Genomic DNA, 23,187 nt, shown 5'->3' with positions numbered 1-23,187 from the left:
TAAGCACGCATAATAACAAAACACCAATTGCAATCAATTGATTGCATAAACCAATTGTCATTTTTTTGGTTCTGCAGTGTCCATACCGTAACCTGTAGACCAAGCAATAGCTCTGAAGCCAACGTTTTCTGCAGGAAACGTCCTGAAAAGGACTGAAGCAGGGTGAAGTTTTTTTTACAGTGACCACCTGACCAGTGACCACCTGACTACCCGACCAATGACAAATGACCAGGGACAAATGACCAGGGACAAATGACCTATGAATTTAGCAAGCATTGACCAGTGGTTTCCAGTTGAGCAACAGCACAAGTACATTTCTCTTCTCAAAGGAAGAGTGGGTGTAACACGCCGACGAGCAGAGTATTTCGTTAAATTGTGGGCGTATCTCCTACTTAAGCAAAAACAAGAACTTGGCAAGCGGATACAAGCGCCTTTGTCTCAATTAGACATCCCAGATGGGTTCGTTTCCTGTACGCACCGCGAAGCTTATGAAATTTTCTACGGTCAACAAAACAGCGGGCGGGGAAGCGAACGTGCCGCAGGTATGATGATCGATCGACTTGTGGCTTTGGGGCTGATTGAAAAAGACTTTGATGGCAACAGTACCTGCATTCGGGTTAAGTCGTTACTGTCCAATCTGCCAGAAGCTGCCCGCGCTGTTAAATCTACACAACTTGTAACAGATAGTTATAATCCCCGAACTGATACCATTCCCGTTGCCAGTTTTTTGGCTCGCGACTTTAACTTTTTTAATACAAAGACAACTGTTGACCCCCATAGAATAGTTAGAATACTGCGAGTCTGGGCTGAGCAGTATCCCACTGGTATGCGAGTACTGCGCCGTCGCGATCACCAACATCCTGTTGGATTTTATGCTTTGCACCCGATCGCTCGGGAATCTGAGAAAAATTTCTTTCTCCCTCCTCGCAACAGTCTTTTCCTACTAGACAGTTCTAAAGAAACTGACCCCTTCAAAATCGCTTTATCGGGAGATCCAAGTTGTACATCTGTATGTATAAGAATCTGGTTGGTAGATTCTCCCTACAAGCAGCGAGAGAATATTTGCCTGTTATTGGAGGATTTACAAAAAACTTTAATTGCGATGCAAATAGAGTTTCCCAATCTTTGCGATCTGTACACGATCGCAGTCCTTCCTAGAGATGAACAACTCGGTTCAATCTTGGGGTTCCAGAAAAACAGCTACAGTTCTCAATTTTCCTCTTGTTGGTGGATGTACGCACCTGTTGATAAATTTTTAGCTCTTAATGTTGAGCGATCGCTATCGCCTTTAAAGTTTGATTAACGTCACAGCCCAAGTTCTACCTTTATGTCCAATTAGAGTACGTATGTCCACTTATTCACTTCCGGTGACTCCGTCTCGTGAATGGTGAGGCGGAGCCTCTAGATCTGCATTCCCAGGCTCCGCCTGGGAACGAGTGCTATGAGTGCCACCTATTTCCCAGTCCCCAGATAATTGCCTGATTTTCCTCCGGTTTTACTGACTAGCTGAATGGCTTCAATTTGAATTGATTTTTCTAGGGCTTTTGCCATGTCATAAAGGGTAAGAGCAGCAACAGAAACGGCTGTCAAAGCTTCCATTTCTACGCCTGTTTCTGCTTTGGTTTTGACGATCGCTTGAAGTTGATAACCGGGAAGTTGGGGATCGGGTGCGATCTGCACTTCAATTTTATGCAAGGGCAGAGGGTGGCATAGGGGGATCAATAAAGCTGTCTGTTTGGCTGCCATAATTCCTGCTAGCCTTGCTGTACCCAACACGTCTCCTTTGGGAGCGTTTCCTGCTTGAATGGCACTGAAGGTTTCTGCTAGCATCTTGACTCTGGCGATGGCTACCGCTTCCCGAACGGTAGGCGCTTTACCAGACACGTCTACCATCTGGGCTTGCCCTCGATCGTCTAGATGACTGAGTCCGGCAAATAAATTTTCAGAATTTTCTTGTGTCATTGGGAAAATGTGTGCTACTATAAAATTCTTGTAAGGGCGTGTAGCTCAGTGGACTAGAGCACGTGGCTACGGACCACGGTGTCGGGGGTTCGAATCCCTCCTCGCCCGTTAATTATGAATGTAGAGACGCGCCATGGCGCGTCTTTTGCATGATACTGCATCTCTAGATTTTTTTGATGGCATAATTATCCGATTCACGACCAAGGGCAAAGCGCAGGGAACTGCCTAAGGTGTTGCTGGACTGGGTCAAGAAGAAGACCATTCCCACAAAAGTTAAAAAGGCGGAAACAAGAAACATTTTTCGATAACCGAAATGATGGGTAAAGAACCCGAACATCAAACCCGCGATCGCAATCCCTACATCCAATCCCAACAGACACAGGGCAAAAATCTGTCCTCGTTCTTGGGGTTTTGCTCGGTCTGCCATCATAGCTGTAATTGTAGGAATTAAGCTTCCAGACGCAGCACCATCTACAACTGCTGCCAATAAGACAAGTGGAGGACTATATGCCAGCCATAAAATTAACATCGACACAGTATAGAAAACTAAGCTGATAGTGATAAATAAGCCACGCCCCATGCGATCGCTTGCTTTACCTGTAAATAACCGTATGCCAAAACCCGATATGGCTGCAGCAGTGAAAAACAAACCAGGATTTAGTTCAATTTTGGCTTCTTTAATAAACAATGGAATAAAAATGTGTATGGCACTACCAGCTAAACCGATGAGTAACATGATGACAGCCGGAGTTCTCACTCTGGGACTCAATAAAGTTTTCCAAAATTGATTGTCCTTAGCATCTGTTCTTTTGACTTTTGGAAGAGGGGGGTTAACGATGGGGAAAATACCCAGTACTGCGATGAGCGCTAATTCCGCAGTTATGAGAAATAAAACCTTGTTACTAGCCCCAGACTGTAAATAACCACCCAAAGCAGGTCCGATGGCAAACCCAATTGGATTGACCAAACTCATGTAGCCTATAATTTCACCCCTTTTTTCTGGAGGGGCTATATCCGCAACCAAAGCATTAAAGCCAGTGGCAAAAGCTGCAATGCTGATGCCATGAAAAGCACGGACTAGCATTAACAGGGGAATAGACTTGATTGTTAAGTAGCCCAGAGGTGCGATCGCAGCCACAAGAGTACCGATGAGCAATACTATCTTACGACCCCGCCTATCTGCCAAACGGCCCAACCACGGGCGAAACAGTAACAATCCAATAGCAAAACTGCCCATTACAATTCCAATTTCCTGCCTGTTTGTACCCAGTTGCCTGAGATAAATCGGCAATGTTGGTAGTAAAAAAGCTATGCTAGACCAGAATAATAAACCTGCTGCAAAGAGAACCAGCAGGTTGTATCGCAATTGAGTATCAGATGTGCGAAGTACTGTCACGGCAAACGCTAGTTAATTTAAACTGTGTGGCAGTCAATACCAGCACCTAAGAGTGATATTGCTGCCAAATTATTCTACCTTGTCTTATGAACTACTCAACCTTCTGCCTCCTGTCCTCTCAATACCTTTGCCAATCTACGAGGGTTCAACTTCTGTAGAAAGCGGATGAATACGACCATTAGAAGTAAGCTTGGCAAAAATCTGGGTTAATAAAATAGGCTCAGGCTTAACAGTCAGCATTTTTAACATTTCCCGCGCCAGATCGAGGATTTAGCCTTCCCTTGAAAATTGCACGGTACCGGATTTGATTAGAGAATCGATCGAGCAGTATTTGGCTAGCAAGCAAACAACTCATCGAGTTGAATGTATTTCGGGTAACACATTCCAAGTCTCCCCCACCAATTAACCAACAAATTACTTTTTTATACACTAACGACCTTGCCACCTCTACTGAGTTCTATGAAGATAAGCTAGGTCTGAAGTTGTGGCTTGACCAAGGCAATTGCCGGATTTATACTGTAACTGGTTCTAGATACTTGGGATTGTGCCAAAGAAACGAGAGTGCAACAAAAGAGGACGCTGTACGAACGGGCATTATCTTTACCATTGCGACCAGTGGATTGTGACCAGTGGTACGAATACCTCAAGTAATATGCAACTATTACGGTGGATGAAGGTACGGTTGTTGAGTTAATCACCGATCGCAAGGTGTGGGCATTATTTAGTTATGTTTATTGGCTGGCGCTTCGTCCGTTCAGGTGTATGGAAGTTTGATTCATCTCGATTGGAATTGTAACAGATAGTTGATTTAGTTGAAATTTCATAAATTCTATTTAGAAAATATCAAAGATTCTATGTTAAAACTACTCAAATACCTTAGTATTTTTATCATTACCACCTATTTACTATTTGCTTGTCATGCTTCAGCACCAACCAAATTAAAACGCCCTCCCTTGAGGGTGGTATTTGGATATTTTGTTGGTGAGTGTCTAGGGATCGTTGCTCAAGAAAAAGGATTTTTCAAAGCCAAAGGGGTAGATGTAGAACTAATTTATAAACGATCCGTCCAATTGGAACGCGCAAATTTCAGTGCGGGTAAGTATGATGGCATTTCAGCGTCCTTAGGAAGTTTTATCATCTTGAGTGCCACAAATCCCAATATACAAAGCGTGATGGTTATAGATGAATCAATAGGAGCAGATGTGGTAGTCGCCCAATCAGAAATTAAAACCGTTGCTGACTTAAAAGGGAAAAAGCTGGGTGCAAATCTAGGCAGTTTTAGCGAAGTTTTTGTGACTGAGATGTTAAAAACTGCGAACTTAACCAACGATGATGTGAACTTGGTTAAATTAGAAGCTTTAGAAATTCCTCAACGTCTGAAAAATAATGTTATTCAAGCTGGACACACTTGGGAACCTCATCTTTCTGAAGCTATTAAATCAGGGGGACATATCCTATTTAGCAGCAAACAAACCCTTGGCTTGATTTTAGATATGATTGTCTTTCGCTGTGAAACAATCCGCGATCGCCCTGAAGACATTCGTGCATTTGTCCGAGGATGGCTGCAAGCCGCAGCCTACTGGAAAGCAAATGTCACTGAAGGAAACGCCATCATCAGCAAAGCGTTAAAAATTCCTAGCAATACACTTTCTCTGGAGGGAGTAAACCTAACTGATTTAGCTGAAAATCAAAAATTATTTCAATCTAGCAACCCTAACTCCATCTATAAAACTGCCAAGATATATACAGACTTTTTTACTCGCTCTGGAAACATGACGCGCATTCCCGATCTAAAAAGTTTGTTCAATTCTTCGTTCTTGAATCCTCCCTCCTAGTTTAAAGCCATGCAGCAGTGTTTTTTGTGTGGCATCCGTAGAAAGTTGATCGCCTCGTTTCTCATTGTTGCTTTGATTCCTTTGCTATTATTGGGATTTATCAACAAACAGACAACTGAAAAAGCACTAACTGACAACGCCCGACAAGCCTTATCTGTGGCGGCTAACGAAACCGCTAATAGAATAGATGCCTTTATTGATGGAAATCTCAATGCCGTGCGCGTAGAGGCGATTTTACCAGGTTTGGCACGCTACCTCAGCCTAACTCCAAAACAGCGAGATGACAGCCCTGAAATGCAATTGGCGACAGAAACATTAATTCGTCTCAGCCGCAAAGATATGCTCAATATTCTCTCCTATGCTTTGCTCGACTTAAACGGCAAAAATGTATTGGATACACGTACATCGAACATTGGCTCAAATGAATCAGTTGAAAATTATTTTAAAAAACCGCTGCAAACTGGGTTATCTTTTGTTTCTGGTATGAAGCGATCGCCGACAATTTCTGACCTTGTTACCCTCTTTTTTAGCAGTCCGGTTCGCAATGCCAAGGGAGATATATTGGGTGTATTGCGTATTTCATACAATGCTACTGTTGTCCAGCAGTTAGTCACTCGAGAAACTGAAAGGGCTGGGGCAAAATCATTTGCTATTCTTTTAGATGAAAATAATATTTATTTGGCACATAGTACTGCACCAAAACTACTTTTTCAATCAATTGTGCCTCTGCCTTTGAATGTTGTAAATCGACGACAAATTCAAGGGCAGTTGCTTAATTATCCTGTCAAAGAATTGGCAACTAATGAGTCAAAACTTAAGCAAGCATTGGATAATAAACAGTCGTATTTAATTGCATCTTTGCCAGCAACAGGTAATCAGCTTAATCTGATTGCGATCGCTCGTTTAAAATATAAACCTTGGTCTGTATTGTTCGCACAGCCCCTTGCTGTTGCCCTAGCACCTGTAGAAAAGCAAATTCGTGACACAATGTTTCTATTTGCAATTATCGCTTCAGTAGTGACAATCATCGCTTTTGTCATTGGGCAACTGCTAACAAAGCCAATAATTTACCTTACCAATATAGTTTTCCAGTTTACCGCAGGTAACTTAGATATCCGTGCCAAAATTACTTCACGAGACGAAATAGGTCAACTGGCAAAATCATTTAACGACATGGCACTTCAGTTACAAACATCTTTTGAAACTTTGGAACAACGGGTACAACAGAGAACAGCAGAGTTAGTAATTGCTAAAGAAAAAGCAGAAGATGCGAATCAGAAACTAGAACAACTGGTAAATCTAGATGGTTTGACTCAGGTGGCTAACCGTCGTTGCTTCAATGGACGACTGCAAGAAGAATGGCAACGCCTTGCATGGGAACAACAATTCCTGTCACTGATTTTATTCGATGTTGATAAATTCAAATCTTATAACGACTACTATGGTCATCTAAGAGGCGATGATTGTCTAATCGCAATCGCGCAAACAGTGCAACAGGTAGTTTGTCGTCCTGCCGATCTAGTAGCGCGTTACGGTGGAGAAGAATTTGCGGTACTCCTTCCCAATACTGACTTAGCGGGAGCCATCAAAGTAGCACAAAATATTCAGCAAGCAATTCACGCTCTGGCCATTCCCCATGCAAAGTCTGATGTCAAGGAGATCGTCACCGTTAGTATGGGGATTAGCTCTGGCGTACCCACTTTGGATATCAAGCCAGATGCACTCATCGCTTCAGCCGATAAAGCACTGTATGTTGCTAAACAACAGGGGCGCGATCGCTATTGTTACTTCTAATGGTCGTATTCATCCGCTTTCTACAGAAGTTGAACCCTCGTAAATTGGCAAAGGTATTGTTATCAAGTATAAGGTTGAGAAAAAAGAAATTTACAAAACAAATCTTAATTGTGAAAATTAAGTCCTGATTGAAGATGAGTATCAAGAATATTAGAGTAATCAGCTAATCTTGGGGTTATCTCAATATAGAGCCGCTTCAAACAGCGTATCTTTACAGGGGTTGTACGCAATGTATCATTAAACTTCGCCAGTCTGATAATTTGTTTTTCAAATCGCTCTGCACTACTGTTTATCTCAGTTTTATCACTCTTCACTAAGTGTAAAATTTGCTACTTTACATAACTGAGGTTTTGCCATTTTTAAGGATTTTAGTGATTTTTACATTTTATTACATTGATATTTTTATCTCTGCCTGCTGACTGAGCACTCAGGGCTAATTGACATTAGGTTTAGAGATGTCTATCAATCCCCGCCAGTCAAAAAATGTAAAAATCACTCGTTGAGCGTTGCAAATTTATTAAAAATTTATTAAAAATTTACAGAAATTGACGGAGGTTGAACTTTTAGCTAACTGTCATAGATTCAATATACACACCTTCACGTAATAACGATTGTCATCGCTGTATTTAAGTACAACTAGAATTTCAGTTTAATCGAGATATAGAATGATGTCTAAATCAGAATTTGAACAGGAATTTCAAGACCAAAACCAAGTATTCGTAGAGAAAGACGTAAAAAACTTTTCACTCAAAGAGAGAAATGCTGATTTAAATCTTATTCCAAACTCTACCAATAGACCTTTAAGTGATGTTGACACAGGTGTTCCTAACTATAGTGGTGCTAACTTGAGTAGGATTGACTTAAGTGATGCCAACTTGATGGGAGCTTACTTTAACGGTACCGATCTCAGCCATGCCGATCTTCAAGGTGCAAACCTACAAGATGCCGATCTGCGGGGTGCGAATCTTAGCTATGCGAAGCTCAAAGGTGCTAAACTTTCGGGTGCTTTACTCAACTATACAGACCTCAGCTATGCCGATCTCAGTCATACCGATCTGAGCTACGCTAATCTTAGTTGTGCTGACTTAACTCACGCTAACTTTAATAAAGCTAACTTAAGCAATGCCTGCCTTTTCAGTGCTAACTTCAGTGATGCTGACCTTAATGAAGCTAATCTCAGCCATGCTGACTTAAGTTGTAGCAATTTGAACCTTGCTCATATTCATGATACTAATTTGAGTCATGCCAATCTGAGTTATGGTGACTTGTAACAAATTTTGTTGCACTCTACCCCTCATACTGAAAGTATGGGGCAAAGTTTTTTGACTGGCGGGCTTTTCTGCCCGCACCACAAGAGATTTTGGGATATTTTTTATTAAAAGTTTCTAACTAAACCTTAAACTTTTTTCAAAGCATAAATATCTGTACCGCGCCCCAGGGCAAAGCGAAGGGAATTGGGTAAGTCTTTGCTAGATTTAGTGAGGAAAAGAACAAGTGCCAGGACAGTTAAAAAGGCATCGAAACCAAACATATTCCGGTAACCAATGTGTTCGCAGATCAAACCAAAAACCGGACCTGCTGTGACTAGCCCAACATCCCATCCCACAATACATAGGGCAAAAACTCGTCCTCTTTCCTGTGGTAGCGAACGGTCTGCCATGAGAGTTGCAAGTATAGCGAATAACATACCTCCACCTGCGCCTTCAAAGCTTGCAGCTACTAGAAAAGCTTGAGCGCTGTGAGCTTCCCACAAAATAAACATTGCCGCACAGTAACACAGGAGACTGAGGGTAATAAATAAACCACGACCACAACGATCGCTGGCTTTACTTGTTAACAACCTGACGCTAAAGCTAGCAAAAGCTGCTGCTGTATAAAACAATCCGGTGTTTAGATCTACTTTGCTTGATTTGATAAATAATGGCACAAAAGTATTTAATGTCCCGACAGCCAAACCAACTAACAACAGAATTTCTGCGGGAACTCTCACCCTTGGGCTAAGTAACACTTGCCAAAATTTAGTGTTTTGAATCTCTCCCGGCTGTTGTTCTATCTGTGGGTTAGCAATTTGCATGACGCACAAGAACGATCCTAAAGCCAATCCCCCTGCTAACAAAAATATATAGGTATTACCACTAGAGGCCTGTACATAGCCTCCTAAAGCAGGTCCTAGAGCAACACCAATAGGATTGACCAAACTCATGTAACCCATGATTTCACCACGCTTTTGGGGAGGCGCAATGTCCGCAATGAATGCATTAAAGCCAGGAGCAAACGCTGCAACGCTTAAACCGTGAAAGACACGCAGCGCCATCAATAAAGGAAATGATTGGATGAATAAATAGCCAAGAGGTGCGATCGCGCCCACAAAAGTACCGATAAGCAACACGATTTTACGACCTCGCTCATCTGCCAACTGTCCGAACCGAGAACGGAAAAGCAATAATCCCAGAGCAAAACTGCCCATAACAATCCCTATTTCTTGGTTAGTCGCTCCATATTGTGCCAGGTAAAATGGTAAGGTTGGCAGTAAAGAAGCAGAGCCAGACCAGAAGAATAAACCTGCCGCAAATGAAAACAGCAGGTTTCGCCGCATTTGGGCGTCAGTCATGTATAAGTTTTTCAAGGTAGATGCGCGTTTATACTAATGAACTAAATCATCCTCACACCAAGAAACGCATTTCTTGGCTCATATTTAAAAGCCACCTAAGGCAGGCAGTAATTTGTTTTTTGCCTGTTTTAGATGGCTTCTGTTGTAACTTAATTTTTTTTTGAGGTCGTGAGTGAAATTACGTATTTAAAATTATTTGATACTTTTTGCCACCACCTCACGTACACGATAGATAGGGCGTCCTTGAGATTCGTGGTAAGTACGCATCAGTAACTCTGCCAAAAGACCAAAACAAAATAACTGTACCCCCGTGACAAGCAACAGCACTGCCAGAATTAACAGAGGGCGGTTCCCAATATCTACGTGAAGGGCTATTTTGATAAAAGTCAAGTAAATTCCTATAGCCACGCCTAAAATCATTGAAATCAGCCCTAACAGACCAAAAACGTGCATTGGGCGTGTCAGGAACTTTTTCATAAAATAGATGGTTAACAAGTCCATCAACACTCGGAAAGTTCGCGATAATCCGTACTTGCTGCGACCAAAGCGACGGGCATGATGGCGAACTGGTAATTCTGTAATTCTTGCGCCTTCAATGTAAGCCAAAGCCGGAAGAAATCTGTGTAATTCCCCATAAAGGTTCATATCCGCCACGAGTTCTGCACGATAAGCTTTGAGCGAGCAACCATAATCATGAACGTTGACACTTGTGACTCGTCGAATGATCCAGTTAGCAATTTTGGAAGGAAGTAAGCGTTTCAGGGCTGCATCTTGCCGATTTTTCCGCCAACCACTGACCAAATCGTAGCCTTCCTCTAACTTTGCTAGTAACATGGGTATATCCGCAGGGTCATTCTGCAAATCGGCATCTAAGGTAACAATTGCTTTTCCCAGTGCGTAATTAAAGCCTGCCGACATTGCGGCTGTTTGACCGTAATTGCGACGTAAAATAACTGCTTTAAGATCGGTACGGATTTGCGCTTGTTCTTTAAGATATTGCGCCGAACCATCAGTTGAACCATCGTCTACGCAGATAATTTCATAACTTAATTCAGTGGCAGTTAAAGTAGATGCGATCGCCTCTAGCAAATATGGCAAACTTTCTACTTCATCATGCACCGGCACCACAATCGAAACATCTGGAACAATTGACGCCGTTGCTTCATTGTACCCAGCAAATCCATTAACCAGTCCACTCCTCATAATTTCCCGTATTTCTAGTGTTTCTGTGGTTCGTAACTCTTTACCACTCTTCCTGCACCGCGCAGTTGCTGGTAATATGACCGACTAACCTCATCACCTTGTTCCGAGAGACGGTCAATTGCAATTCCATTACGCCCTTGATTTTTTCCAGAGCTATGGATATAATTTTTGTCTCCTAAATAGAGTCCCACATGAGTTGCTTTTTGGGAAGTTCCGAAGAATATGAGGTCACCTGGTTGTAATTCTGTTAAGGAAACGGGTTGGGTGAAAGCCTCCTGTTGGTAAGCATCTCTGGGTATGCGAATTCCTACAGACGCAAATGCTGCTTGCATCAATCCCGAACAATCATAATTTGGTCCTACCGTACCTCCCCAAAGATAATAGTTCGGCTGTTCCATGGCTTTGTAAGTAAAGGTAATGACATCTGGTAAAAGATTTTTAATCTCGGTTTCGTCCAAGGATGTCGCGCTATAGGGTACAGTGCATGGTTGTAACAATTCTAAATCTAAAAGTAACAGCCATCCTGGATAATCATCTTCGCAAAGACGCACTTGTAAGGATGTTGGGTGTTCTACAGAGGCATTTTGATTGTCTGACGTTAAGTATAAATGCCGTCCCGCCGCAGCTTGGGTTGCTAAGCGATCGCAATTAGGAGAATCATATATGTTTAGATTGGCTAAACATTGATACTCGCTGACTGCTAAATTTTGGATTTTGGATTCTATATTAGAGGACATTCTTAAACTACAATGAATTTTTTCAATAAGGACGAACAACTGGAAAACCTTGGAAATGGGATTTTAGAGGCAACTTGGGCTGCATTTCCGAGTTTAGCTCGCAACCAAATTGCTGTGACTTGGATTGTCTACGATCCTCCCGTACTGGTTAACACTGGTGGTGCTTTAACTCCAGACGCTTTTTGGAGTCATCCTGTTCGCGGTTTTACATATCGTGGTGTCGAACGTATTTACCCCGCGAGTGTGGTAAAACTGTTTTACCTGGTAGCAGTCAATGAATGGTTGGAAAAAGGCATGACTTCCACCTCTCAGGAGTTGGAAAGAGCTATGCGTGATATGATTGTTGATTCTAGCAATGATGCTACCAGTTTAGTTGTAGATATATTAAGTGGCACGACTTCGGGACCGGAATTACCTGTGGGACCCTTTGACACATGGAAGCAGCAGCGAAACATTGTGAATCGGTATTTCCAATCTTTTGGTTGGTCAGATATGGAAACAATCAATGTTTGCCAAAAAACTTGGTGTGATGGTCCTTACGGGCGAGAACGAGCATTTGTGGGTGAGTTACTGGAAAACCGAAATATGCTCACTACAAATGCCACTGCTAGGTTGTTACATAGTATTGTAGGGGGAGTGGCAGTGTCCAGTACGCGATCGCAAGCCATGATGGCTTTGTTGAAACGCAGCCTCAATCCGGAAGATTTGCCAAAAAATGTAGAAGAAGACCAAGTCACAGGGTTTTTAGGCGGTGGTCTTCCTCAAAACGCGCAAATTTGGTCAAAAGCCGGTTGGACGAGTCAAGTTCGTCATGATGCAGCGTATATAGAAGTACCAGATCGGCGTCCTTATCTATTAGTTGTCTTTACAGAAGGAAAAGCCAACGCAAAGAGTCGAGAAATTTTACCCTTCATATCCCAACAAATCGTGCAAGCGATTTAACCCGTGACCAGAGCGTAGGTTGGGTTGAGGAACGAAACCCAACATTATAATCAAATTATTGGGAACGTTTCGTTCTACCCAACCCACACAATACATTTGGCGATTTAAGATTTACTTTATAAGTGACCAATTGATAGGTTGGGTTGAGGAATGGTACTTAACAAAGTTCCAAGTGTTTTGGGTTTGAAGAGTGAGCCTTATGCGCTTGTTTCAAATGGATGTTGAAACTCTTCTCCAACAAGAAATCTCGTTGCATCTTTAGCATAGGTCTTAACATAGACCATACAACCGGTTGTTGACGAGGGACTATAGGAACAATTGGGTGGATACCGCAGCCAACTGCCTGAGGGGTAATTTCCGAGCTCATCACTCCAAGTTCCTTCTATGACAAAGATTTCTTTCACCTCAGACTCGACTATGTTCGACAATGCGGTGCCTGGTTGCCATCGCTCAATCCAGACTTTTTCAGGGAAATCCATTTGCTGATAGAGGGTTTTTACCTGAATTTGGGGAATAATACCGGACTGCCAGGATAATTCGTAAATATTCGTTTTTACTTGCTGACGAGTTTGTCCACCATGTTGCCGTAATTTCACAAAGGTTAGACAGCCCTCATCGCTGTAGGGGTGATGGATAAACCCTTCAGGATTAAGCATATAAGATCCTGGTGGATAAATACCTGTTTCATCAGCAAAGTTTCCTTGGATTACTAAAATTTCTTCTCCTCCAGGGTGTCCGTGTAGCGGGAAAAAGCCACCCGGATCAAATCGAGTCAACATCGTCACTGGATGATCTTGAACTTCACAATCGGACTCAAAGCAAGCAAACCAGATTCCGGTAAAGGGTGCCTGATACCAAACTAGCGTTGTCGTTAGTACCGCTACACGTGTCAACACGTTTTCGTTAATTTTTTGAGGTTGCCACTGGAGTTGGGAGGATATCATTTTTATCGGCTATATTTTAAATTATTAATCAAGTAGTTAGGTGAGTAGTATCGGAGCAAGCTAGTAGTCCGCTAAGCCAACGCCTGCTGGGTAAGTTGTTTGTGAAACTATTGAATGGTAACCATTCCATAAATTCTTAACCCAGCAAAGTTCCTTTGGTCGAGTACTAGTATTTTTGCATATTATAGAATACCTTGTTTAAGGCTCAAACTCCACCGTATCGTTAAGTGAGATGAGAGATTCCCTTTCTAAGCAGCAAATAATGGACGATGTTGACTCCAAGAGGTGACTGCCTCAAGCTGGGCTGCTAACGCAATGACGGTTGTTTCCTCGCCAGGACGACCGACAAGTTGAACACCCAGGCACCACTGGGGAGCGCACGCGATCGCTTCAGCAAAAAGCGATTCAATTTACCTAAAAAAATACGTGGAACGCCAACATCAACTGTGGCTTGCTAAATAATTGTCAGAGGTTCGATCAACTCAGAAAAATGTGAAGAAGGCAGATGGCAAATGGCAGATGGCAGCTATGTTTGCAATATGGTAGGGGCTTCAACCCACTACCAATTGTTCGCAGTTCCTTATCAGAGATTATGGTGCGGTGTTTCGCCCTTGCAACCACAGCAGTTGACTCTCAACTTGTGTCATATATATCTTACAGCAAAGTTCTGATAATTTAGAATTTAGCTCCGATGATTTGGAGCAGTGTAAAAAAACGAAATTTGCCTAGTTTTTATATCACGTAGCTTATCTATGTAATGTTTTTATTTTAAAACTTAAGTATTTTCACTAACGACGCTGGTAACTACAGCTAGTTAGATTTTTAATAGTATTAAAACGATTATTACTTTGACAAGTAAATCCTTATGGGTTCTAGTTTAGCATCAAGTTAAGCTTAAGTATAAGAATTATATAAACTATTTTGTTTGTACGGATATAAAGGACTGTATTGAGCAAAACATGAGTTTGTCCAATAGCTCGTCCAAAAAACTACGATATATACTTTGAGGGCAAACCGCTTACAATCACAATGGCAAATTACAGAGAATGGAATCAAGCGCTTGTGTCGTACTTTACCAGTGGCTTGGCACGGGATAAAAGGGTTTATTTGAGCGTTGACAATGACATTTTAGAGCGAATTGGTCAGAAATTCAACCAAAAAATCGAAAATAGCAGTAAGGCTGATGATTTCCGTAGAGCGGTCAGAGAAAAAGTCATTGTAGAAGGACGAGTTAATTTGAGTCAATTGCAAGGACGAAATGCAGACGGTATCCCCAAAGGAGTTGCTTTTTTGGGTGCAATGGTTTTAGCTGCCAATGACATGGCAGATGAAGAGGAAATCTCAGAAGATAACTATTTTCAGCGGTTCCGATCTGTATTAGGTTTGCGAACGTCAGAACATGGTCGTCCGACTGGTATGAAGTTTGGCAAGCAAGGAGAAGAACCCTTATGGGAAGACTGGAATCGTTGGTTGATGGCGAATGGATTTATGCCTTCAGCACATCGAGGTCGCGGAGGGAGAACTACTTATATTAATTATCCAATTTCTCAAGCTCTACTTCGTCGCACAGATAAAAACCGACTTGTACAACTGTTTAATGAGAAACAATGGACAGCGCAGTGGGATGCAATGACTCTGTTTGCTGACGTGAGACGAGAGGCTCAGCGACTACCTACACATCTTAAACAATTACTAACTGATAACAGGGAACGCTATGAAGCAGTAGCCGAATCTATTCACGAAGTTTACCAATATTGGCAAGCAGAAGGACGACCAGCAGTAGTAAGAACAGAAATACGTAATTGGAGACGTAACATATTCGCTGGGTTATATCGCACGGAAGATCCGTTTTTTGGTGATATTAATTACTATCCTTACCCAAAACAAGTGCGGGGATGGGACGTAAGCTCTATAAAAATTCAGTATGGTGAGAGGGAAAAAGAGCTAAGGTATGAACGCCCAGGCTGGTATTTTCCCTTAGAATTGCCTCTAAGTATAAGTGAACTTGAACGCGGTGCTAAATATCCAGTTACTATACAGTGTAACCTTGACTTCCTAGTTTTACCTTCTCGTGACTTTTGGATACTAATTCCCGATCCAGATGATCCAGAGATAGGAACCTATGCTACTTGGGGTCAACCATCACTTGGTACTAAATTTACTCTGCTAAGTAAAAAAGAGCTACTTCCAGATATCAATCGTTTGCGAGATGAGCGACTAATACAGTGGAGTGGTGAACCTCAGACTGTATTTAATGATTCAAATTGGGTAGAGCTTCATCAGTGCATGGTTATTTCCCTAGCTTGGGATGGAGTATTTATTAGCAATCAGGAACTTAAGGATGCTTTACAGCCGAGCGTCCGTTTATCTATTAGCTTTTCAGGGGGATTACGTGTTCCCCAACAGAATGCATGGTTAGAAGACCATAGCCCTCAAGTGACCATCTTTGGTTTTTATCCGACTGTCAAGTTACAAATAACTCGATTATTGGATAATTCATCAATATTTGAGCGAGCGCAAAGTACAAATACCCCAATTTTGGTAAATTTTCCAAGTTCAGGAGACTATCTTGTAAAGGCAACTTGTGGAGGAGAATCTACGGAACGTTTGGTGAAAATAGTGGATTGGAGTTGGCTTGGTGCAGAAAAACCACAACGTTATGAAATAACACCTGTTAGTTCTGGGTACTATATATGTGGCAGTGTTATTCAGACAGTTTCAGCAAAAGGGTGAAAACAAATCAGGTGTATAATGCCACAAATTCAGCGATGGTATCAAGGTTTTTCTTATAGTGGAAATCCACAAGAACTTGTCAAGCAAATTTCCGAGCAAGTTCAACGTCACAATCTTGGAGAGTGCGTTCCACTCCTACGAGTTGAAAAAGGGGCAAAATCACGCAAACAGTTTTACTTTTTTCTGGCGGTTGAAAGTTTACAAAAAGGTAATATACCAACTGAAGTTCAATCAACTCTCCTGAAACTACCTTTTTTTAAATATCCGATTAAAGGCAGTCCCAGCTTTAGTTATGAACAAATAAAATCTATGGTTGGGGTAGCTCATGATGTTTATGAGTATACTAACAATATTCCCTATCAGCTAGTAGGGGAGTTAACCTGCGATCGCCCGTTTGACTTGAGAGAAACAGTAGTTATCAATAACTCATTCATTGATATTGATGCTATGTCTCGTCGCTCCGAGGAACTTCTTTTCTGGCTATCTGCTCTTGGTAGTGGAACTTGGGAATCTTTTAAGAAAGGATGTGAGGTATTGCAACTTCAAGAGCCTAAACGCATCTTACGCCGACTTAGGTTGCTTGGTCATATTGAATCTTCACTAGATGGTAAACGATGGTCTGCTACTCCTCCATCTCTTGTTAAAATTAACTCTCAATTAAATTCACATGAATTTATTTTATGCGGTCAGCGTTGTATCAGTTGGCTGACTCAGTTGAAAGAATATACAAATATAATATCCCTTGACCAACCTAGAGGAAATGCACCGCCTTGTATTCGTCTGAAAGTAAACGAATGCAATAGAATTGCAGAAAAGTTTCCTATTATTTACACGGGTGATGTATCGAGTCAACTGGCTGATATCTTACCGGATCTGGTAGGTTGGCAATATTGTCTCAGAAGCATACCGGGTGTAGTGTCATCTCTTTACGAATGGAAACGATTTGATGGCAATGATTTTGTTGAGCGTACATTTCAGAACGAAACTGGAATGTACCAAATGTGGGATAGAGAAGGCGGCGATTTTCCTCGTATGTCTCTTTTTTATGAAGCACAAACTAACACTTGGCTACAAGGAGATTGGTACGGATTAAGATTTCTAGCTCTACACTACACTAATCGCTTGTTAATTGCCCGTTACGATTCTACAAAGGCACGTTTAGCAATTCCGTTTTCTCAGCGATGGCCAGAATTATACGAACGCACTTTAGTTTTAGCTTCTGGATTGCTACCAGTTTATTACGAGACCGAAAACAAAATATGGCTTATTTATGAAAATATTGCTCCGAATTTAGCAGAAAACTTGACAAAAAAACTTTATGTAAATTGCGAGGAGGGTATTAGTTGTGCATGACCTACTAGGAGCTTATCAAAGGCTCGATCGCCTGTATCGACTTTACATCAAAAGTGCCTTTCCTTTGCGATCGCTAGTTTTAGGTGAAGAACGCTTCCAGGTTCTCAATCAAACTGGAGTTTTAAGTCAACCTCCCTTAATCGAAACAGTACCGATTTACCCCTCTTCTGGCCTGAATCTAGCGGCTGTAACAAAGCGGCTACCATCAGAATACAGTGGTTTGTCATCATTAGCGCAAAAACTCTTTCCCTCCAATATTGAACTGTATCGACACCAAAGGCAAAGTCTAGATGAAGTTTTAGTCAACCGTAAAGATATTGTTGTTACTACTGGTACGGGTTCGGGGAAGACTGAGTGTTTCTTACTACCACTTTTTGCTCAACTTGCAAGAGAGTCCTTAACTTGGACACCTTCAGGTTCACCTACCGCTAACCGACAATGGTGGAATAATTCTAAAGACGATGAAGATCTCCGAGTTTCGCAGTGGGAGCATACAACTCGTCCCCACGCCCTAAGAGCTATTATTCTTTATCCACTGAACGCTTTAGTAGAAGACCAACTACGACGACTGCGAACAGCCTTGGATGACAATGATGTTCACAGGTGGTTAGAAAAACAACGCAATGGAAATTATATCACTTTTGGTCGCTACACGGGCTTAACTCCAGTTTCCGGCAGAGAAACAAAACAAAGCCGCGATCGCCTTCGCAAAATTTTGCAAAAGATGCAGGAAGAACGCCAAGAAGTCTTGGATGCACTGAGTAACGATCCCAACTGCGATCGCAATCTGCAATACTACTTTCCCCGGCTAGATGGCGGTGAAATGTGGTCGCGATGGGATATGCAAGAAACGCCACCGGATATCTTAATCACTAACTACTCAATGCTCAACATTATGATGATGCGGAGTATCGAGAATGATATTTTTGAGCAGACAAAGGAATGGTTAGCCGCACCCGGACACCCAGAGCGAGAATTTTTTCTGATCGTTGACGAACTTCACTCCTACCGGGGTACTCCTGGTACGGAGGTAGCTTATATTATCCGCTTGCTTTTATATCGGCTCGGTTTAACCCCAGATTCTCCTCAACTTCGCATTCTAACAACTACAGCTAGTTTGACCGATGATAGTTCGGGACGGAAGTTTTTAAGGGAATTTTTTGGCAGAGATAGATTTGAATTTATTAAAAGCCAGCAGATACAACCAGAGCAAGGAGCGCGAACATTTTTATTACCTTATCAAAGTGCTTTTGCAGAATTTGCTCAAAACATTCAAGGCAATCCTTTAGCTGGTGTTCCCGAAATCGGGAAGTTTGATAGGGAATTAAACCAATTAACCGAGCGTTTGGCATACCCGCGTAAAGATGGAAAGGGAGCGGAAGCGTTAGGATTGGCGCTGGAAAACATTAAAGCCCCTGATGCACTGCGAGATGCTTGTCAAACCGTTGCCGTTGATAATACAGTGCGTCCGGCACGAGTGGAAAATTTAGATCGGGTATTATTTCCTGGCGCAACCGTTTCCCCAAATGCGATCGCCTCTGATGCCATGAGGGGTTTGTTATTGGCATTGGGAATGTCAAAACTGACAAAAACAGGGCGTTCTCCACAACCAATGCGCGGACATTTGTTCTTCCACAACTTGCAAAATCTTTGGGCGTGTTGCAACTCGGACTGCACTGACAAGGCGGTCGATCGTCAGGCTCGCGCCAACGCTACTTCAGAACGTCCTACCGTTGGCGCTATTCATACTACTCATCGAATTGCCTGCTCTTGCGGATCTCGCGTTTTAGATTTAATTGTTTGCGAAGTGTGCGGGGATGTTTTTCTCGGTGGTTACAAACGGTTTGTAGGTCAAGGTAGTTTCATTCTCACATCCGACAGACCAGATCTCGAAAATATGCCCGATCGCGTTAATCTTAAACAAGAACACGGGCAATATGCTATATTTTGGCCTCTGCCCTACGATTATCCCGCTTGGTCAGTTAAACCACAAGATTTGGAATGGGATCTTGACAAAATTACACGGAAATGGGTGAAGGTAAAATTAGATAAAACAACTGGTTTACTCACACAAAATGTTTCACCACCCAACTTGAATGAAGTTCCGGGATGGCTTTATCATATTGTCGGACAAAAAGCAGCAACAGAGCCTTCCATGCCGAGCAAATGCCCTCGATGCGATGCCGACTATGGAACACGCAAAAAGTTCAAGACACCGTTACGAAGTCATAGGACGGGCTTCCAAAAAGCCTGTCAAGTGTTGGCTGGAGCTTTGTTCCGAGAAATGAGCGATGAAGGGATAAGAGGATCTTCATCCCGAAAACTTGTTATTTTTTCTGACAGTCGCCAAGATGCAGCAAAGCTAGCAGCTGGAATGGAGCGCGATCATTACCGAGATATGGTACGTCTGGCAATGATTCAAGCGTTTCGACAATACTGGGGTAATTTGGTAAGCTACCTACGGATGATGTTTACCTTTAATCCAGCTAATCTTCCTCAGTTGCAAACGTTAAATCCGCTTCTTTATGCTGAAGTGACAAAACCCCTGCAACTTGAAGATGCAATCGCACAGAAAAGATTTGCTGCGGCTAACATTCATCTGATGAGTGAAGCACCAATGTGGTTCATGGGAGCGCCACCTATTAATCAACAAACTCATGCAGATTGGAAAAAGTTATTAGAAAGTTATCCAGGGCGAATTCCCTTAGTAAATTTACGGGGGACAATTCGCGATCGCTTACTAGAAGTGGGCATCTGTCACGGTGGCTCTGAATTTAAAGCAAAGCGATATAAAACAGTCGATAAATTCTGGGATTTTTGGTTTAATTGCTATGACTGGAATAATGCCGTTCCCTTGCCTTTAGCCAATGCCAATGCAGAACAAGGGGAGCATATTGCTCGCTTGAATGCTTTGTTAATGGCAGAGTTAATGTATGCCTTGTTCCCACATATCGCCAGAACGCTGGAAGCCTTGGGTCAAGGTTGGGTAAGTTACCAAACTGACAAAAACGCTTCACCAGCTTTGATTAATGCAACAGAAGCTGTTATCCGTCAATTAGGCGTTAGGAGTTTGCACAAATATTGCCCTTGGATTTATAGAGGTACAGAAAACGACTTTCGGCGTTACTCTCGCGATTATCTAGCAGGAATAAAACATTGGGGTGTAACTGACGATGAAGTGCAACAGCAATTGTTACAGTCAGGGGCGGGAATTTCCTCGTCTAATGGACTGATTTTAAACCCGGATAAATTAACCTTAGTCCCTCCAGAACTGAGTCAGGGAGTCTACAGGTGTTTGCAAACCAATGCGTTTTATTTACATGCTGTTGGTATCGATCCCGAATCTTTGCAACCTGTTGCATTTGCACAGTTAACTTCGGATTTCGACTACTACACGGAATTAACAGATAGACCAGATGCCAAGCTGTTTCGCATGAATTGTGAAGAACTTACAGGACAAACTGATAAAGCAGAACGACCGAAAAGACAGCGCTGGTTTCAGGAAGTTTTCATTGCTAATGAACTTGCCCAAGCTAAGATTTACGGGGTTGATTTGTTAAGCGTGACAACCACAATGGAAGCAGGGGTTGACATTGGTGCTCTCAATGCGGTAATGATGGCAAATATGCCGCCGCGACGCTTTAATTACCAACAGCGAGTCGGTCGAGCAGGTCGTCGTGCTAGCGGAGTTTCTCTGGCGGTGACATTTTGCCGAGGGAGAAGCCACGATGATTTTTATTACCAACGTCCTGAAAGCATGACGGGCGATCCGCCTCCACCTCCCTATGTGGATACGAGAAGTCAAACAATCTACAAACGGGTGTTAATTAAAGAGGTATTGCGCCAAGCTTTTGCCGATAAGCCAGTTTTGAGTCAAAGCGGTACAACAGATAATGTACATGGGGAATTCGGTACGGCTGAAGAATGGGCAACCACTTATGAGCCGGAAATTAGAGAGTGGCTGCAAGATGCTAGGAATGATGAAGCTATCAATTCCATCATGGAATCTCTGAGTATTGAAACTCCTTGGGCGGGTGTGGGTGGTGAGGCATTTCGAGAAGAAATGCGAAACTATTTGCGCGATCGCTTGGTTGATGAAATTACTCAGATTACTGACAATAAATCTTACACCCAAGATGCTTTGAGCGAACGCCTTGCCAATGCCGGTTTGCTACCAATGTTTGGTTTTCCGACACGCACGCGAGTACTTTACACGCGATGGCCCCGCCAGTCTTTCCCCTGGCCTCCAGAAGAGGGTCTTGTTGACCGCGATTTGGATATTGCCCTGAGTCAATTTGCACCTGGTTCAGAAACAGTAAAGGATAAAGCCGTTCACAAAGCCGTTGGTGTGGTGACACTCAGACCAGCAGGGAAGGTGGTCAATTCAGAAAATGGTTTTTACCCTCCTTTACCTCAAGGAAATGCGAACCCCATCGGAGTCTGCGGACATTGTCAGGCGGTTGTACCCCTGCCAGCCATGCCACAACCCGCATTGGGAAAACGAGAACCTGAAAAGCAAACCTGTCCAGTTTGTCAGTATCCCGAACCATCTCTCATACCGTTGGATGTCCGCGAACCCAAGGGCTTTTTTAGCGATCTCGAACCGCAAGATTTTGACGGACAGTTCGAGTGGCAACCGCGCTCGACTCGTCCTTCTTTGAGTGTCGAGGCCGAAGGAGTTGCTGCAGCCAGTGTAGGAAACTGTTCGGTTATGGCATTGACTGACCAAATTCTCTCAGTAAATGATGATGAAGGCAAGGGAGGATTTGATTTCCAAGCTGCAAAAATTTACGGGGAATTGAAGAATGGGGCTTATGCTGTGGGCGAGGAGGGTTATGTTTCCGTCTCTGGTGCGGCTTACCGTGTAGCTTTAATTTCACGGCGGGTAACAGATATTTTGCTTGTGAATATTGAAAGATGGCCTTCTGGAGTATTTGCCGACCCTACCACGGTTGAGGGACGCGCCGGTTGGTATTCTTTCGCGTTTTGGCTGAGAATCGCGGCGGGTGCGCTGTTGGATGTGGATGCCTTGGAGTTGGAAGCAGGGTTGCGTGTGTTGCCAGATAAAGTAACGAGAAAACCTATCGGTCAAGCATTTTTATGTGACAAGCTAGAGAATGGGGCGGGATATTGCAAGTTTTTTACTGATGCTGCTGAGTTTAGCAGATTGATGGCGATCGCAGAACCAACGCATCCCAATAGTATCGCCGCAAAGTGGATGTCTTCGGGACATGAAAGCGAGTGCGATACCTCTTGCAATTTGTGCCTGCGAGATTTTTACAATTTGTCCTATCATGGTCTTTTGGACTGGCGCTTAGCGTTAGATATGGCGCGGATAGCGTCATCAAGTACGAGTGCGATCGACCTGGAATCATCTTGGAATGGTTGTCCCAATCCGTGGAAGAATTTAATTCTAGGGGAAAAAGCACCAATCCCTGTTACGTTGGAACGCTTGGGATATAATTCACAGAAGCAGTTTGGTAGTTTGCGCGGTTACATTCGCCGTGGGCGTTTAGCAAAAGTATTGATATTGCGGCATCCATTGTGGACTGACGAGCATCCTGAGTGGATAGCGGCTGTGGAAATGGCAGGAAAACAGTACGCAGGTTATGAGGTAATATCTGCCAATCCGTTTAAGGTTTTGCGCCGCCCTGCTGACTATGCCTAGCACTAAAGT

Annotated in this window: 15 protein-coding genes and 1 tRNA gene; 10 read left to right on the top strand and 6 right to left on the bottom strand. The window is 42.8% G+C overall.

What is annotated here, in order from left to right; translation table 11 throughout:
* Nucleotides 1-259: 259 nt before the first annotated feature.
* Nucleotides 260-1,303, top strand: a complete 1,044-nt coding sequence (locus F7734_RS24560) for a hypothetical protein (RefSeq protein WP_155747162.1) — start codon at nt 260-262, stop codon at nt 1,301-1,303.
* 149 nt (nt 1,304-1,452) lie between these two features.
* Here the strand turns inward: F7734_RS24560 and moaC are convergent, their stop codons facing one another.
* A complete protein-coding gene (gene moaC / locus F7734_RS24555) occupies nt 1,453-1,962 on the bottom strand; it encodes a cyclic pyranopterin monophosphate synthase MoaC (RefSeq protein WP_155747160.1) in 510 nt (169 codons plus the stop codon).
* A gap of 34 nt (nt 1,963-1,996) precedes the next feature.
* Between moaC and F7734_RS24550 the strand changes: the two genes are divergently transcribed.
* Nucleotides 1,997-2,070: transfer RNA gene (locus tag F7734_RS24550), tRNA-Arg, on the top strand.
* A gap of 55 nt (nt 2,071-2,125) precedes the next feature.
* Here F7734_RS24550 and F7734_RS24545 read toward each other — a convergent pair.
* Nucleotides 2,126-3,358, bottom strand: a complete 1,233-nt coding sequence (locus F7734_RS24545) for an MFS transporter (RefSeq protein WP_166482122.1) — start codon at nt 3,356-3,358, stop codon at nt 2,126-2,128.
* A gap of 359 nt (nt 3,359-3,717) precedes the next feature.
* Here F7734_RS24545 and F7734_RS24540 point away from each other — a divergent pair, with 359 nt between their 5' ends.
* From F7734_RS24540 to F7734_RS24525, 4 genes are all read left to right on the top strand, one after another.
* Nucleotides 3,718-3,984, top strand: a complete 267-nt coding sequence (locus tag F7734_RS24540; protein ID WP_155747158.1) for a VOC family protein — start codon at nt 3,718-3,720, stop codon at nt 3,982-3,984.
* Nucleotides 3,985-4,212: 228 nt separating this feature from the next.
* Complete coding sequence (locus F7734_RS24535; protein WP_155747156.1) at nt 4,213-5,193, top strand: ABC transporter substrate-binding protein; 981 nt, start codon at nt 4,213-4,215, stop codon at nt 5,191-5,193.
* 9 nt (nt 5,194-5,202) lie between these two features.
* Nucleotides 5,203-6,987 (top strand): diguanylate cyclase, encoded by a 1,785-nt coding sequence (locus F7734_RS24530; RefSeq protein WP_155747154.1) that lies wholly within the window; start codon nt 5,203-5,205, stop codon nt 6,985-6,987.
* A 665-nt stretch (nt 6,988-7,652) separates the two neighbouring features.
* Nucleotides 7,653-8,258, top strand: coding sequence for a pentapeptide repeat-containing protein (locus tag F7734_RS24525; protein ID WP_207714197.1), 606 nt, complete (start codon nt 7,653-7,655; stop codon nt 8,256-8,258).
* A gap of 125 nt (nt 8,259-8,383) precedes the next feature.
* Here F7734_RS24525 and F7734_RS24520 read toward each other — a convergent pair whose 3' ends face one another.
* The 3 genes from F7734_RS24520 to F7734_RS24510 all read right to left on the bottom strand — a co-directional run bounded on the left by F7734_RS24520 (nt 8,384) and on the right by F7734_RS24510 (nt 11,538).
* Nucleotides 8,384-9,598 carry an MFS transporter gene (locus tag F7734_RS24520; protein ID WP_155747152.1) on the bottom strand — a complete coding sequence of 405 codons (1,215 nt, stop codon included), beginning with the start codon at nt 9,596-9,598 and terminating at the stop codon, nt 8,384-8,386.
* Between the two features lie 192 nt (nt 9,599-9,790).
* Nucleotides 9,791-10,801, bottom strand: a complete 1,011-nt coding sequence (locus F7734_RS24515) for a glycosyltransferase family 2 protein (protein WP_155747150.1) — start codon at nt 10,799-10,801, stop codon at nt 9,791-9,793.
* A 14-nt stretch (nt 10,802-10,815) separates the two neighbouring features.
* Nucleotides 10,816-11,538: a C40 family peptidase gene (locus tag F7734_RS24510; protein ID WP_155747148.1), complete on the bottom strand. Its 723-nt coding sequence runs from the start codon at nt 11,536-11,538 to the stop codon at nt 10,816-10,818.
* 12 nt (nt 11,539-11,550) lie between these two features.
* Here F7734_RS24510 and F7734_RS24505 point away from each other — a divergent pair, with 12 nt between their 5' ends.
* Nucleotides 11,551-12,480: a serine hydrolase gene (locus tag F7734_RS24505; RefSeq protein WP_155747146.1), complete on the top strand. Its 930-nt coding sequence runs from the start codon at nt 11,551-11,553 to the stop codon at nt 12,478-12,480.
* 197 nt (nt 12,481-12,677) lie between these two features.
* On the opposite strand, the gene F7734_RS24500 is transcribed toward F7734_RS24505, so the two are convergent.
* On the bottom strand, nt 12,678-13,424 hold the full coding sequence (locus F7734_RS24500; protein WP_155747144.1) for a cupin domain-containing protein: 747 nt from the start codon (nt 13,422-13,424) through the stop codon (nt 12,678-12,680).
* Nucleotides 13,425-14,453: 1,029 nt separating this feature from the next.
* Between F7734_RS24500 and F7734_RS24495 the strand changes: the two genes are divergently transcribed.
* Genes F7734_RS24495 through F7734_RS24485 form a run of 3 tightly spaced genes read left to right on the top strand, consistent with a single transcriptional unit; the run spans nt 14,454 to nt 23,178 of the window.
* A complete protein-coding gene (locus F7734_RS24495) occupies nt 14,454-16,157 on the top strand; it encodes a hypothetical protein (RefSeq protein ID WP_155747143.1) in 1,704 nt (567 codons plus the stop codon).
* An 18-nt stretch (nt 16,158-16,175) separates the two neighbouring features.
* Complete coding sequence (locus F7734_RS24490) at nt 16,176-17,510, top strand: hypothetical protein (protein ID WP_155747141.1); 1,335 nt, start codon at nt 16,176-16,178, stop codon at nt 17,508-17,510.
* Nucleotides 17,503-23,178: a DEAD/DEAH box helicase gene (locus F7734_RS24485; RefSeq protein ID WP_166482121.1), complete on the top strand. Its 5,676-nt coding sequence runs from the start codon at nt 17,503-17,505 to the stop codon at nt 23,176-23,178. Before F7734_RS24490 ends, F7734_RS24485 begins: the two co-directional genes overlap by 8 nt.
* Nucleotides 23,179-23,187 lie beyond the last annotated feature (9 nt).

This window comes from Scytonema sp. UIC 10036 (genome assembly GCF_009725235.1).
This window is presented reverse-complemented; position numbering and strand designations above follow the sequence as displayed.

Bases quoted from the DNA above. Each gene is read 5' to 3' on its own strand.
- F7734_RS24525 (WP_207714197.1), top strand. From the start codon at position 7,653: ATGATGTCTAAATCAGAATTTGAACAGGAATTTCAAGACCAAAACCAA.
- F7734_RS24495 (WP_155747143.1), top strand. From the start codon at position 14,454: ATGGCAAATTACAGAGAATGGAATCAAGCGCTTGTGTCGTACTTTACC.
- F7734_RS24490 (WP_155747141.1), top strand. From the start codon at position 16,176: ATGCCACAAATTCAGCGATGGTATCAAGGTTTTTCTTATAGTGGAAAT.
- F7734_RS24500 (WP_155747144.1), bottom strand. From the start codon at position 13,424: ATGATATCCTCCCAACTCCAGTGGCAACCTCAAAAAATTAACGAAAAC.
- F7734_RS24515 (WP_155747150.1), bottom strand. From the start codon at position 10,801: ATGAGGAGTGGACTGGTTAATGGATTTGCTGGGTACAATGAAGCAACG.
- F7734_RS24505 (WP_155747146.1), top strand. From the start codon at position 11,551: ATGAATTTTTTCAATAAGGACGAACAACTGGAAAACCTTGGAAATGGG.
- moaC (WP_155747160.1), bottom strand. From the start codon at position 1,962: ATGACACAAGAAAATTCTGAAAATTTATTTGCCGGACTCAGTCATCTA.
- F7734_RS24510 (WP_155747148.1), bottom strand. From the start codon at position 11,538: ATGTCCTCTAATATAGAATCCAAAATCCAAAATTTAGCAGTCAGCGAG.
- F7734_RS24560 (WP_155747162.1), top strand. From the start codon at position 260: ATGAATTTAGCAAGCATTGACCAGTGGTTTCCAGTTGAGCAACAGCAC.
- F7734_RS24535 (WP_155747156.1), top strand. From the start codon at position 4,213: ATGTTAAAACTACTCAAATACCTTAGTATTTTTATCATTACCACCTAT.
- F7734_RS24530 (WP_155747154.1), top strand. From the start codon at position 5,203: ATGCAGCAGTGTTTTTTGTGTGGCATCCGTAGAAAGTTGATCGCCTCG.
- F7734_RS24520 (WP_155747152.1), bottom strand. From the start codon at position 9,598: ATGACTGACGCCCAAATGCGGCGAAACCTGCTGTTTTCATTTGCGGCA.